General features: G+C 64.0%; 11 protein-coding genes and 3 pseudogenes. 7 read left to right on the top strand and 7 right to left on the bottom strand.

The window, feature by feature from the left end; all coding sequences use genetic code 11:
* Positions 1-34 precede the first annotated feature (34 nt).
* A complete protein-coding gene (secF, locus tag NX05_RS01465; protein WP_010372305.1) occupies positions 35-1,003 on the top strand; it encodes a protein translocase subunit SecF in 969 nt (322 codons plus the stop codon).
* Positions 1,004-1,092: 89 nt separating this feature from the next.
* Here the strand turns inward: secF and NX05_RS24610 are convergent.
* Positions 1,093-1,176, bottom strand: a pseudogene (locus NX05_RS24610) (recombinase); the annotation flags it as partial.
* 353 nt (positions 1,177-1,529) lie between these two features.
* Here NX05_RS24610 and NX05_RS01460 point away from each other — a divergent pair.
* On the top strand, positions 1,530-1,721 hold the full coding sequence (locus NX05_RS01460; RefSeq protein ID WP_039437691.1) for a hypothetical protein: 192 nt from the start codon (positions 1,530-1,532) through the stop codon (positions 1,719-1,721).
* 89 nt (positions 1,722-1,810) lie between these two features.
* Entirely contained in the window at positions 1,811-2,059 is a 249-nt protein-coding gene (locus NX05_RS01455) for a hypothetical protein (protein WP_039437694.1), read from the top strand.
* Positions 2,060-2,156: 97 nt separating this feature from the next.
* On the opposite strand, the pseudogene NX05_RS01450 reads toward NX05_RS01455, so the two are convergent.
* From NX05_RS01450 to ptsP, 5 genes and pseudogenes are all read right to left on the bottom strand, one after another.
* Positions 2,157-2,477: pseudogene (locus NX05_RS01450) on the bottom strand (integrase core domain-containing protein); the annotation flags it as partial.
* A gap of 320 nt (positions 2,478-2,797) precedes the next feature.
* Positions 2,798-4,075, bottom strand: coding sequence for a carbohydrate porin (locus NX05_RS01445; protein WP_039437697.1), 1,278 nt, complete (start codon positions 4,073-4,075; stop codon positions 2,798-2,800).
* Positions 4,076-4,252: 177 nt separating this feature from the next.
* Entirely contained in the window at positions 4,253-5,995 is a 1,743-nt protein-coding gene (locus tag NX05_RS01440; RefSeq protein WP_010376641.1) for a PTS fructose transporter subunit IIC, read from the bottom strand.
* Positions 5,996-6,152: 157 nt separating this feature from the next.
* Positions 6,153-7,109, bottom strand: coding sequence for a 1-phosphofructokinase (gene pfkB, locus NX05_RS01435; RefSeq protein WP_039437699.1), 957 nt, complete (start codon positions 7,107-7,109; stop codon positions 6,153-6,155).
* The gene (gene ptsP / locus NX05_RS01430) at positions 7,106-9,622 is read right to left on the bottom strand and encodes a phosphoenolpyruvate--protein phosphotransferase (RefSeq protein WP_010372274.1); all 2,517 of its coding nucleotides are present in this window, start codon (positions 9,620-9,622) and stop codon (positions 7,106-7,108) included. The genes pfkB and ptsP overlap by 4 nt, the downstream gene beginning before the upstream one ends.
* Positions 9,623-9,783: 161 nt before the next feature.
* Here ptsP and NX05_RS01425 point away from each other — a divergent pair, with 161 nt between their 5' ends.
* Positions 9,784-10,779 carry a LacI family DNA-binding transcriptional regulator gene (locus NX05_RS01425; protein WP_010372270.1) on the top strand — a complete coding sequence of 332 codons (996 nt, stop codon included), beginning with the start codon at positions 9,784-9,786 and terminating at the stop codon, positions 10,777-10,779.
* Positions 10,780-10,823: 44 nt separating this feature from the next.
* Here NX05_RS01425 and NX05_RS24315 read toward each other — a convergent pair.
* Positions 10,824-10,907 (bottom strand): annotated as a pseudogene (locus tag NX05_RS24315) (IS5/IS1182 family transposase); the annotation flags it as partial.
* 199 nt (positions 10,908-11,106) lie between these two features.
* On the opposite strand from NX05_RS24315, the gene NX05_RS01420 reads away from it, so the two are divergent.
* From NX05_RS01420 to NX05_RS01410, 3 genes are all read left to right on the top strand, one after another.
* Positions 11,107-11,418, top strand: a complete 312-nt coding sequence (locus NX05_RS01420) for a DUF2235 domain-containing protein (RefSeq protein WP_010376662.1) — start codon at positions 11,107-11,109, stop codon at positions 11,416-11,418.
* Positions 11,419-11,700: 282 nt separating this feature from the next.
* Positions 11,701-12,276: a hypothetical protein gene (locus NX05_RS01415; protein WP_039437708.1), complete on the top strand. Its 576-nt coding sequence runs from the start codon at positions 11,701-11,703 to the stop codon at positions 12,274-12,276.
* A gap of 25 nt (positions 12,277-12,301) precedes the next feature.
* Positions 12,302-13,040: phospholipase effector Tle1 domain-containing protein (locus NX05_RS01410; protein ID WP_162231344.1), on the top strand; the 739-nt coding region annotated here is incomplete at its 3' end.

Raw genomic sequence — 13,040 nt, 5'->3', positions numbered from 1 at the left:
CATCCATGTGCGGACTTTTTAGGAAGATCTTTCAATGAAAATTTTTCCGCTTCACCTGATTCCCAACGACACCAAGATCGATTTCATGAGCTGGCGCAAGCCGGTGCTGATCTTGATGCTGGTGCTGGCAGTCGCCTCGGTCGGCATCATCGTCGGCAAGGGTTTCAACTACGCGCTGGAATTTACCGGCGGCACGCTGGTGCAGACCTCGTTCCAGAAGACCGTGGACGTGGACCAGGTGCGCGAAAAGCTGTCCAAGGCCGGCTTCGAAAACGCCCAGGTGCAGAATGCCCGCGGCGGCAATGAAGTGATGATTCGCCTGCAGCCGCATGGCCAGAACAACAATCGCGACGACGCCGCTCGCACCGTTGCCGAAGATGTGCGCAAGGCGGTGACCAGCGATGAGAATCCGGCCACCGTGCAGCCTGGCGAATTCGTCGGCCCGCAGGTCGGGAAGGACCTTGCCTTGAACGGCGTGTATGCCACGGTGTTCATGCTGGTGGGCTTTTTGATCTACATCGCGTTCCGCTTCGAGTGGAAGTTCGCAGTGGTCGCCAGCCTGACCGCGTTGTTCGATTTGCTGGTCACCGTGGCCTTCGTGTCGCTGACCGGCCGCGAGTTCGACCTGACTGTGCTGGCCGGCCTGCTGTCGGTGATGGGCTTTGCGATCAACGACATCATCGTGGTGTTCGACCGTGTACGCGAAAACTTCCGCGCACTGCGCGTGGAGCCGCTGGAAGTGCTCAACCGTTCGATCAACCAGACGCTCTCGCGCACGGTGATCACCGCGGTGATGTTCTTCCTGTCGGCATTGGCGCTGTACATCTACGGCGGCGAGTCGATGGAAGGCCTGGCCGAGACGCACATGATTGGCGCGGTGATCGTGGTGATCTCCTCGGTGATCGTGGCCGTGCCGATGCTGAGCATCGGGCCGTTTGCGGTGACTAAGCAGGATCTGCTGCCCAAGGCCAAGGATGTGGAGGCGCTGGCGCGCCGTCCTTGATCGGTTGGCAACAGGTGTGACGAAAAAACCGCGCATTGCGCGGTTTTTTCGTTGTTCTGTTTGCCCGCAGACACCTGTGCCTGGATCGCCAAGCGGGTGAGGAACGCATGGACCTCCACTTGGCCCATCTGCACCAAATAACGCTTGCCGCTGGCCAGGATGAAGCGCTGTATCCAACTCAGATATGCCTGCTCGGTGCGCAGGCTGTAGTGCCCGTACGCGCAGGCGGTCGCGCGCCTGATCCAGCAGCTTCGGCCCCTACCGTGCTGTTACGCCTCCATCTCCCGGGGTGTAATTCATACGCCTGCTCAACCGTTGGGTAACACCACCCGGATCGACGTCGGGCGTGGCCCTAGCTATCAGGTAAGCGATTGATATTCATTGGGAAGAGCCTATTCCCTGGCATCCGCGGATTGCGGATACTAGGCGCAACACCGCGTTTAGGCGGTCCAATAGAAGTTAGGCCTCGGGGGAGAATTCAATGCTCACCTACGCAAACGGATCACCAATTTAAGTAGGAGACTCGGTGCTGCTGGAGCATGGCCAGACTCCGGGCACCGTTGAGCTTGTCGTTCTGACGCCAGCCGAGATGGAGGCCATCGGCGCTGCGGAACCTGGCGTCATGCTTTCGTCACCCCCATTTGGCCGCGTCTACCTGCAAAAATGGTTCCTGCAGCGCGAGCCTTTGCAGTATGTTCCTCACGGGCCGCCGGCCTAAGGATTCATTCGAGCCGAAGTTGCTTCGCAACTCGGCTTAGTTCCAGCGTTAAGCGGCTTAGCAGAGACAATCACAACTGAGAATTTTTTATGGACAACTATCAGCTTGTTACATCGCCCCTATGCCGCTCCGTCACGACCGATGGCCGCACTGTTCGCCTAGAGATCTACCGCGGGCCCGACACCGACTGGACCCTTGAGACTGTTGATGAGTTCAACAACTCCACCGTCTGGGACGAGCTATTCGCAACGGACCAGGCCGCACTCGACGAGGCGTTGCGCACTATTCGGGATGAGGGCATTGACTCCCTCATTGGTCCGCCCAGCGGCGTCCATTAATGAATCAGTCGCCTAACAATTCGTGTATGGACTCCCATTGCAATAGCACACAGCGTGATCGTTGATCGACGCCCCCCCGCCCTGAGTAGCGGCCGGGTTAGAGTCCGGGGTTGATGATGATATCGGTGTTGGCCAGCTGTTGGGCATACGCAGATGGCGTCATGCCGCCAATTGCCTTCTTGGGTCGTTACTCGTTGTATTCACGTCGCCAGCGTTCGATCTCGGTACGCGCATGCAGCAGGGTTGGAAACCAGTGCTCGTTGAGGCATTCGTCACGCAACCGGCCATTGACCGATTCGACATAGGCGTTCTGATTTGGCTTGCCAGGCTGGATCAGCCCTAACTGCACGCCACGCGCATGCACCCAGGTCACCATCGCCTTGCCGCAAAACTCCTTGCCGTTATCCGTGCGGATCATCAAGCCGAACTGGCTTCGCCAGTCGGCTTAATTCCGGCGTTAGGCAGTGGTTGGGCATTACAGCTTAGGCATCCGCTATCGCGTGCTCTTACGTGTCCAGCGACTGGCTTGTGCGCGACCAGATGGGCCGATAACGCCTCATTACGTGCGATTGCGCACCGGCGCGGCTCATCGAACTCGTCGGCCACATCCGGCAAATGCCCAAGCCAACCGAGTCGACGCAATGCGTTGCACTGCAGTCAAATGCAACGCACCCGCCACTCACTTCAAATAGTGGTGCCCGCCAAGCATGCGCGCAACGCGCGCAGCTTCGCTAAGGGTCACAGATTCCAGTCGATCCGCAGGCCGGCGATCAAGGCGTTCTTCAGATCGTTGGCGCGGGTCGGTTCGTTGAACTGGTCGGGGTTGATCACGTAGTGGAGGTTCGGCGCGATGCGCAGTTGCTTGGTGACCTGTATGCCGTAGCTCAGCTCCATCATGATCTGGTTGTCGGCGGGGGTGCCGGTGCCGCCGGCGGAGGCGCGCGCCAGGCGCAGGTTTTCGATCGCTTCGTCGCTGTATTTCTGCTGGGTGATGACGAAGGCGATGTTGTCCTGCGGGCGGCTGGCGAAGGTGCCTTTCTGCACCAGGCCGAGCTGGATGAAATGGTCTTCGATGGCCTGGCCGCTGGTGCTTTGCAGGATCGAGCCGAACACCGTCAGGCCGCGGGTGCCGGAGGGGTCGGGATTGGTCACCTGCTGCTCGAAGCGCGCGAACAGGCCCGAGCGGCCTTGCTTGTTTTCATACGACAGGCCGCTCAGCACGGCCGGGTTGCCGTTGCGGTCGCGCAGCGGGTCGGTGTAGTCGGAGTTGTCCTGCCAGCCGCCCAGTTCGTACATGGCCGCCATGCTGCCGTCGCCGCCCTTGTTCTTGTAGCCAACGGCATAGGGCACCACCACGCCGGTGGTGTCGTTGGTGCTCCAGTTCAAGCCGTGCTGGCCGTCTTGGGCCTGCACCGGGTTTACTTCATAGGCACCGACGTGGACGTAGACCTTTGGCATGACCCACGCGGTGGCGTCTGCGGCCCAACTGGAGACCGGCCAATAGGTGAAGTTACTGGTGCGGAACACGAAGGTGGGGTTGCCGCAGGCCGAGTTGCCCTGGAAGTACTGGCACAGGTCCGAGCCAAGGAAGTGGGTGTTGGCCACGCTGCGGCCGGCTTCCAGCTCCAGGCGGTCGTTGAAGAGCTTCTGCAGCAGGGTGAAGTTGGCAAGGCGCGTGCCCTGGCCGCCGTAGATTTCCTGCACCGAGGTGCTGTTGCCGAGGCTGCTGTTGGCCAGGTTGGTGCCGTGGCGGTTGATGACGTACAGCTTCACCGTGGCGCCGTTCCAGCCGAACAGGCGGTCCATGTCGACGTCGGTGCCGACCATCAACTGGCCGGCGTAGGCGTTGCCGCTCTTGCGGCCGCCGTCGATCATCGAAGCTGCTTCGCCGGTGTAGCCCAGCTTGAGCTTGAAGGCGTCGGTGGCGTCTTGCGCGTAGGCGAGCGGGGTGAGTGCCAAGGTCAGCGACAGGCACAGCAGACGGGGGCGGGCACGGCGGGGGGCGAGGGCGGTCATGGCAGGACTCCGGGCAAAAAGGGCGTGGCCTTGGTGGCGAACGCGACAACAGGTGGGTGGACAAGCCGCTGGCGGCGCACCAGGGTGCGCAGCGCAGCGGTGGAAGCAGGTCAGGGGACGCGCGGTAGAGCGCAGGCGCGTTGGGTTCGACGGCAGCTCCGTGCCGCCGTTGCTGGATCAGGCGACGACGTCGGCAACGGGCTTCTTGAGCAGGCGCAGCGCGATCGCCGTGACCACCACGCCGACCACCAGGGCCAGCACGTAATTGAGCAGGTGGGTGACGGCGTTGGGGATCAGCAGCACGAAGATGCCGCCATGCGGCGCCTTCAATTCGGCACCGGCGGTCATCGAGATGGCGCCGGCCACGGCCGAGCCGATCACCAGTGCCGGGATGGTGCGCAACGGGTCGCGTGCGGCATAGGGGATGGCGCCTTCGGTGACGAAGGCCAGCCCAAGCACGCCGGCGGCAGTGGCCGAGCCGCGTTCTTCGGCGGTAAAGCGGTTGCGGAACACCCAGGTCGCCAGCGCAATGCCCAGCGGCGGGGTCATGCCGGCCACCATGGCAGCGGCCATCGGGGTATAGACCTGGCTGGCGATCAAGCCGGTGGAAAACGCATAGGCCGCCTTGTTGACCGGCCCGCCCATATCGAAGGCCATCATGCCGCCGAGTAGCAGGCCCAGCAGCAACGCGCTGCTGCCCTGCATGCCGCGCAACCAGGCGGTGAGCCAGGCCAGCAGGTCGGCCACCGGTTGGCCGAACACGTACATCATCGCCAACCCAACCACCAGGGTGCCCAGCACCGGCAGGATCAGCACCGGCTTGAGGCCTTCCAGGTTACGCGGCAGCTTGATGTAGCGGTTGAGCGCAGCCACGCCGTAGCCGGCGATGAAGCCGGCAATGATCCCACCGAGGAAGCCGGCGTTGAGATTGGCCGCGACCAGGCCGCCGATCATGCCGGGCGCGATGCCGGGGCGGTCGGCGATGGAGTAGGCGATGTAGCCGGCCAGGGCGGGCACCATCAGGGTGAAGCCGGCCTTGGCGCCGATCTGGAACAGCGACCAAGCCAACGTGCCTTGATGCGCATCGTCGCCGGCATAGATGCCGCCCAGCGCAAATGCCAGCGCAATCAGCAGGCCGCCGGCAGTGACGAACGGCAGCATGAAAGAGACGCCGGTCATTAGATGCTTGTAGGCGCCGGTGCGTCCGTTGCCCTTGCTCGCGGTGGCGCTGGCAGTCGTGCCGCTGGCAGGCGCAGCGCCGCCATGCACGCTGGCGTCGGCCAGGGCCTTGTTGATCAGCGCCGGGCCATCGTTGATCGCCGGCTTGGTGCCGCTCTTGAACACGCGCTTGCCGCCGAAACGGGCCAGATCTACTTCGCGGTCGGCGGCAATGATGACGACGTCTGCTGCGCGGATTTCATCGTCGGTGAGTGCGTCCTGCGCACCCACCGAGCCCTGGGTTTCCACCCGCATCTGGTAGCCGAGTTTCTTGGCGGCCTGCTGCAGGCCTTCGGCAGCCATGAAGGTGTGCGCGATGCCGGTGGGGCAGGAGGTGATGGCGACGATGCGCTTGCTGCCTGTACCTGCACCGCCTGCGCCGGTCGATGCGCTTGCGGCAGCGGGTGCAGCAAGCTGGCTCAGCGCAGCGGCTGGGTTGTCCAGCACCGCGCCCAGGCTCAGGCGTACCAGCTGCGCATCGCCAAAGCGGGCGCTGTCGGCATCGGCGTCGCCTACCACCAAGACCTGTGCGACACCGCTGACGAGTTCGCTCGGCAGCGCGCCGAGCACGCCTTGGTCGCTGCGGATTTCGATCGTCACGCTGCGCCCGGCGGCGGTGGCCGCGCGGCGCAGCGCCTCAGCCGCCAGGACGGCTTCGGTACTGCGTTCGCCAGCGGCGATGACCACGATGGAAGAGGACATGGCAAAACTCCTGCTGTGTTGCGGTCGCCGGTGTCACCGGCGGGGGAATTTTTTTAACGTGATGCGTGGCGGTGAAGCGCGCGAGTTGTGCCGCTGCATGCGACTGCCACAACCCACGAACCTCTGGGTGCCGGCATCGGTCGCTGCAGATGGCGGCTCATGACAGCGCTTCGATCACGACGTCGGTTGCGGCGCGGCGCACGCCCTCGGGCGTAATCCGACGCGCGTCGCCGCTTTCCAGCCGGCACATCGAAAACGCCGTGCCCAGTCGTGCGCATTGCTCCAGCGTGATGGCGTCGTCCAGCAGCGCAGCGGCCAAACCGGCCACCATCGCATCGCCTGCGCCCACACTGCTGCCGTGCGCCAAGCGTGGCGGGCGGGCGATCAAGCGCTGGTCGCGCTGCACGAACAGAGCGCCGTCGGTGCCCATCGAAATGACCACCAGTTGGACGCCGCGTGCGATCAGTTCCTGCGCGGCGGCGCTGAGGGCGGTGTGGTCGTTCAACGGGCGACCGGTCCAGGCTTCGAGCTCGTAGCGATTCGGTTTGACTGCGTAAGGCAGCGCCTCGCACGCGGCATTCAGCGCCGTCACCAAGGGCATGCCGCTGGTGTCGAGCAACACGCGCGCCCCGGCGTCACTGGCCTGGGCCTGCAACTGCGCCCAGCTGTCGTCCGGCAGCCCGGCCGGTAGGCTGCCGGACAGCACCACCAGCAGGCCGGGGCACAGCAGCGGGGCGAGATGATCGGCGACGCCCCGCAGGTGCGGCTGGCCTAAGCGCAGGCCGGGCAGGTTGATGTCGGTGGTGTCGTTGCTGCGTGCGTCGACCAGCTTGAGATTGGTGCGGGTTTCGCCGGCCACGCGCTGGCAGTGATCGGTGATGCCGCGTTCGCGAAACAAGGCTTCGAACACGCCGGCATTGCCGCCCCCGAGCACACCGAGCGCTGCGACCTGGCTGCCCCAGTCGGCCAGGCAGGCGGCCACATTGATGCCTTTGCCACCGGCATCGTTGCGCACGCTGTTGGCGCGGTGCACGGCGCCCGGCTGCAGGTGGTCCAGCCGGATGGTCTGGTCGATCGCCGGATTCAGCGTAACGGTGATGGCCTGCAGGCTCATGCCGCGTCCTCGCGCTTGGCGTCCAATGCGCGCACCTGTTCGGCGGTTTCGCAGCTCAACGCCTGCTCGGCCAGCTGCTGCAAGGTGCTCAGCGCAGTGCCGCGCAGGCGTGCCTTCACCGCCGGGATGTCATTGGGTGTCATCGACAATTCCTGTACGCCCAGGCCGGCTAGCAGACTGGCGCCGAACGCATCGCCGGCAAGCCCGCCGCACACGCCGACCCAGCGGTCATGCTTGTGCGCGCCTTCAATCGTGCTGCGGATCATGCGCAGCACGGCCGGATGCAGGCTGTCGGCTTCGGCGGCCAGTTCCGGGTTCTGGCGGTCGATCGCCAGCACGTATTGGGTGAGGTCGTTGGTGCCGATCGAGAAAAAGTCGGCGTGGCGCGCCAGCACGTCGGCCTGCGCGGCGGCGGCCGGCACTTCGATCATGATGCCGATCGGCACTTCCGGTGCGTCGAGGTCGGCGCGGATGCGTGCGCAGATCTCGCGCAGCGCGATCAGCTCCGGCACCGAGGTGATCATCGGGAACATGATCGACAGCCGCGCACCGTCTTTGGCGGCGCGATACAGCGCACGCAGTTGTGGCGCCAGCAAATCCGGACGACGCAGCAACAAACGCGCGCCGCGTACGCCCAGGAACGGGTTTTCTTCGTGCGGCAATTCCAGATGCGCCACTTGCTTGTCGCCACCGATATCGAGCGCACGCACGATCAGCGGGCGGCCATCCAACGCCTGCGCCATCGCCAGATAGGTGGCGTGCTGTTCGTCCTCGCTGGGGGTGCGGCCGCTTTCCAGGAACAGGAATTCGGTGCGCATCAGGCCGACGCCTTCGGCACCCTGGGTCAGCGCCATCGCGACCTGGTCGGGCAGATTGACGTTGGCGCCGATGTCGATGTGGTGGCCGTCGGTGGTTTCGGCCGGCAACGCGCGCTGGGCGGCTTCGCGCTCGCGGATGGCCTGCTGCTCGGCGATATGCGTGCGTGCGGCGTCCAGATCCAGCGCGGACGGATTGATGTACAGGCGCCCGCTGCTGCCGTCGATGATGGCGGTGACGCCGTCTTCGATATCCAGCAACTGGCCGCCGGCCGCAACCAGCGCCGGCATGCCGAGCGTGCGCGAGAGGATGGCGGTGTGCGAGGTCGGCCCGCCTTGTGCAGTGGCCAGGCCGAGCACGCGCGCGGTGTCCAGATTGGCGGTGTCCGACGGCGACAGGTCGCTGGCAAGCAGGATGCATGGCTGCTCGGGCAGGTCGGTAAGACCGGCGCCGGCGGCGGCCGGGTCGAGCTGGGTCAGCACGCGGCGGCCGACATCGCGCAAGTCGGCAGCGCGACCGGCCAGCACCGGGTTGCCCAGCGCGGCGAGGCCGGAGGCCATCTGTTCCACCGCCTGATGCCAGGACCACGCCACGCCGTGGCCTTCGACCATCAGCTGACAGGTGCGGGTTATCAGGTCGGTGTCGTTGAGCAGTTCGGCCTGGGCCTTGAAGATGGCCGCGTCCGAGGCGCCGAGACGGCGCTGGGTGTCGTCCTGGATCGCCGCCAGCTGCTGGCGGGTGCGGGTCAGTGCGTCGTGCAACTGCGCGCCACCATCGCCCAGGCCGACCGGTTGGTCGGCCACCTCGGTCTGCGCTGCACGCAGGCGGTGCACGATGCCGATCGCCACGCCCGGGCTGGCGCCGATGCCGACGATGGCCGGCTGTGCCTGCGGCGGGGTCCAGCCGGTCACCGGGGCGGCGCGACGTTGCGCGGCACGCTCGGCATCGGCCTTTTCCTGCGCGGTGAGGCTGTCCATCACCGCGCGCAGGCGCTTGAGCAGGGCGGCGGCGTCGCTGCCTTCGGCCGACACGGTGATGCTGTCGCCGGCACGCAGGCCAAGCTGTAGCAGGCCAACCAGGCTTTTGGCATCGGCGGCCTGGTCGCCGGCACGCACCTGCGCACGGGCCGAGAAGCCACGTGCGGTCTCGGCCCAGCGCGTGGCAGGGCGGGCGTGCAGGCCGCTGGGATAAGCAATGGTCCACTCGAACGTTTCGGCCAGGTCGGTGGCTGGCGCGGTGCTGGTGTCGGGCGCACGGTCCCCGGTGAGTGCGGCGACGATGACGCCGGGGTCATCGGTGCTGAACAGCGCTTCGAGCTGTGCCGGATCCTGGATCAACCGGGTCAGCCGGCGCAGTAAGGTGATGTGGGTATCGGACTGCGCGGCGATGCCGACCACCAGCCGGGTGATCTGGCCAGGATTCCATTCCACGCCCTCGGGCAGCTGCAGCACCGCGATACCGTCGCGGCGCACCAGGTGACGGTCTTCGCCGACGCCGTGCGGGATCGCCAGGCCGTGGCCCAGAAAGGTGTTCGCCAGGCCTTCGCGGCGCCGCATGCTGGCGTCGTAGCCCGGCGCGACGCAGCCGGCCGCGACCAGCAGCTGGGCGGCCTGAGCGATGGCGTCGTCCTTGTCGCGGGCAGACGCGCGCAGGCGCACAAGGTCGGGGGTGACGGGGGCAAGCGACGGAGAGGGCAAGACGGGCTCCGGATGAGGTCGGGCTGGGAAGTATAGTGGGAACGTTCCCACCTTCGACGTCAATGTGCACTGCACAAAACCGGTGTAGTGCTTTCGGGTTAGCATCAAAGCCCACACGGCGCCTGGGTCTAAGGTGCGCAAATGGAGCGGGAACGGTCCCAGTGAGTATCAGCATCAATGACGTGGCCCGTGTGGCCGGAGTGTCCAAATCCACGGTCTCGCGCGCGCTGGGCACCGGCCCGGTGAGCGAGGAAGTGCGTGCCAAGGTGGAAGCGGCGGTGCGCCAGACCGGCTATCGGCCCAATCTGATGGCGCGGCGGCTGCGCTCGCAGCAGTCCGGCATCCTGGGGGTGATTGTGGCCGACATCCGCAACCCGTACTTCACCGCGCTGATCCGTGCAGTGGAAGAGGTCGCCTACCGTGCCGGTATGCGCGTCACTTTGTGCAATACCGACGAAGATCCCGAGCGCGAGGCGTTATATCTGGAACTGATGAAGGAAGAACGCATCACCGGGCTGATCTTTGCGCCCACCCGCGTGACCGTAGGGCGCATGCATGAACTGGCGCTGGATTACCCCACCGTGCTGGTGGACCGCGCCGGCCCCGGCAGCCGCTACGACAGCGTGGTACTCGACAACGGCGCGGCCATGGCCGAGCTGGTGGCGCACTTGCAGGCGCAGGGATATCGGCGCATCGGTGGGCTGTTCGGCAGCACCAGTACCACGGCCGCAGAGCGTCGCGACGGTTACCTGGCCGCGATGCGTGCGCAGGGCCTGGAGCCGGATTACCGCGAAGTGGCGCCCACCGCAGAGGCGGCGATTGCCGAATTGGGTCAATGGCTCGCCAACGACGACCGGCCCGAGGCCATCGTCACCAGCAACAGCCTGCTGCTGATGGGCGCGCTGAAGGCCGCGCGCACCGCCGGTCTGCGCCTGCCGCAGGATCTGGCCCTGGCCGGGTTCGATAACGAACGCTGGACCGACCTGGTCGAGCCGGGCATCACCGTGGTCGAGCAGCCGGTCGAAGACATGGGCCGCGCGGCGATGTCGCTATTGCTCGAACGGATGAGCAATCCGCAATTGCCGATCCGCCGCATGGTTATGACCGGGCGCTGCGTGGTGCGTGGTTCCACTGGTCCACACGCGCACAGCACCTGACTGCTCCGAAGTAACGCCCAGGATCTGTCATCAATTGAGTGGAAGGCGATCCAGTAGATCGCGCCGAGGAATTTGCAGGCGGTCTTGTCGTATCGAGTCGCAATGGCGCGATACGGCTTGAGTTTGGCGGCTGCCGCCGATCCTGCAGGAAAATATCTCCCGCATATTGTTCTGGAAGTGAATGGTCGCACCATCAATATGTAGATGCACGATTTTATAGCGATTGCCGTATTGCAAGAGCCAGGAACAAATATGGCAACTCATGAAATGACCTGATCTTCGCCTACACCAGAACCTGCTGATGGCGTAGTCGCCAAGGAGCGTGCAATGGATAATGAGCGTAACGATACGAGGACATGGGCCGACGGTGTGGAAACCTTTCCGGCGACTGCACAGGATCTGGCTGTATATCAACAAAGCCGCCATGCGCTGGCGCAGTTCCAGGCACCGCAGTTGGTCAGTCAGAACAATCCGCACACCCGTTTGTTCGTCGCCTGCTTCGATGGCACCGGCAATGACAAGTACAAAGATCCTGAGCACATCACCAATATCGGCGTGTTGAGCGATCAGGTTTACGCTGCTAATAAAGCAAATGTTCGCAACATCGGCGGCTATTACATGCCCGGCGTAGGCACCTAGGACGATGCCTTCGCCCGCAACCTCGACGGTGGCCTGGGCTATAGCGATGGGCCACGGATGGAAGCGAGGGCGCGCTGCCACGTATCGCTTGGCAGGTCACAGGACAACAAGGGCAATTGCGTGCGCTGAGCATATTCCGGGAAGCAGGCTGTAGTAGGCTAGTATTCCCTTCCAACAGGTGGCCCCATGGCTGTGCGACTTCCTTGCATCCCGCAGCACCGCGCAGCTCTTCCTCTGCTTGTGTGCGCCATCTTCGCCCTCCCTCTGAGTGGATGTTCGCGCATGAATACACCGACCAACGATCCATCCGGTATTCACCTGATCGGCAATATCCCCGTCGATGCCCATAACACCGTGCACATCGATACCAGCAAGCCGATTCCGTTTAGCAACCATGCGTTCGGGGCGATGTGTTACGACACCTATGGGTGCAAGGTGCTGTATGACGGCAGGTATGCAGCCAACTTCCCCGAAGATGAGAAGCGAATTTCGTCGGCATCGCTGGGTGATGTCTACCCTGGCAATCTCAAGGCCAATACGATCGGCATCCGCAACTTCCCGAACTTTCCGCCCCCCGCTGAGGTGACGTGGCGTTCCAAGGATGGCCAGCCGCACCATGCGATGGTCGACCTCGATACCATCTTCAAGGACAAGGTGGTGCTGCACAATGTGCCGCAGGACCAACTTCCGCCGATCCTGCATGCCGATATCTCTCCAGATATCATCCTGGAAGTGAACAACCGCACCATCAATGTGTATATGAAAGCAATGGTGGATACCACGGTATTGCAAAAGCCGGGTAACAAATATAGCGATTTCCGCAACGACCTGATCCTCGCCTACACCAAGACCTACTGATGGCGTCATCGCCAGGGAGCATGCAATGGGTAACGAGCGTAACGACGAGAAGAAATGGGCCGATGGTGTGGAAACCTACCCGGCCACTGCACAGGATTTGGCTGAGTATCAACTAAGCCGCCATGCGCTGGCGCAGTTCCAAGCGCCCTTGCTGGTCAGCCAAAACAACCCGCACACCCGTTTGTTTGTTGCCAGCTTCGATGGTACCGGCAATGACAAGTACAAGGACCCTGAGCACATCACCAATATCGGCACTCTGGATGATCAGGTGCAGACGGCAGTAAGTAACGGCGTTAAAAATATCGGCGGCTACTATGTCCCCGGCGTAGGCACCCAGGACGATGGCTTTACCCGCAACCTCGATGGCGGCCTGGGCTATAGCTATGGACCACGGATGGAAGAGATGTACTTGAAATTCATCGATCAGGCCAAAAAATGGCGTGAAGAAGACCCGCAAGCCGAAATCAGCATTGTGTCCACCGGCTTCAGCCGCGGCGCGGTCACCGCGGCCATGTTCACCCGCATGGTGCATGAGCGTGGCATCCAGGACCGCAAAGACATGAAAATCGATCAAGGACCCAACCGCGAAATCCTCAAACTTACCCCCACCCATCCGCCGCTGGTACCGCCCGGGCGGACCGCGCAGGCGGTGGGCTTGCTGGACCCGGTGGCCACCGGCGACATGAACCTGCGCGACACGCGCCTGCCGCCGTCGGTGGTGTCGGGCCTGCAACTCACCGCCCGCGACGAGCGCCGCGATCTGT

The sequence above is a fragment of the Xanthomonas vasicola genome (assembly GCF_000772705.2).
In the GTDB taxonomy this organism is placed as follows: domain Bacteria; phylum Pseudomonadota; class Gammaproteobacteria; order Xanthomonadales; family Xanthomonadaceae; genus Xanthomonas; species Xanthomonas vasicola.
The sequence above is the reverse complement of the archived record's forward strand: the minus strand, read 5'-3'. Positions and strand labels throughout refer to the sequence as shown.

What these genes read in the sequence shown, in the direction of transcription:
- secF (WP_010372305.1), top strand. Translation starts at nt 35, where the DNA reads ATGAAAATTTTTCCGCTTCACCTGATTCCCAACGACACCAAGATCGAT.
- NX05_RS01455 (WP_039437694.1), top strand. Translation starts at nt 1,811, where the DNA reads ATGGACAACTATCAGCTTGTTACATCGCCCCTATGCCGCTCCGTCACG.
- NX05_RS01445 (WP_039437697.1), bottom strand. Translation starts at nt 4,075, where the DNA reads ATGACCGCCCTCGCCCCCCGCCGTGCCCGCCCCCGTCTGCTGTGCCTG.
- NX05_RS01440 (WP_010376641.1), bottom strand. Translation starts at nt 5,995, where the DNA reads ATGTCCTCTTCCATCGTGGTCATCGCCGCTGGCGAACGCAGTACCGAA.
- pfkB (WP_039437699.1), bottom strand. Translation starts at nt 7,109, where the DNA reads ATGAGCCTGCAGGCCATCACCGTTACGCTGAATCCGGCGATCGACCAG.
- NX05_RS01420 (WP_010376662.1), top strand. Translation starts at nt 11,107, where the DNA reads ATGGATAATGAGCGTAACGATACGAGGACATGGGCCGACGGTGTGGAA.
- NX05_RS01415 (WP_039437708.1), top strand. Translation starts at nt 11,701, where the DNA reads ATGAATACACCGACCAACGATCCATCCGGTATTCACCTGATCGGCAAT.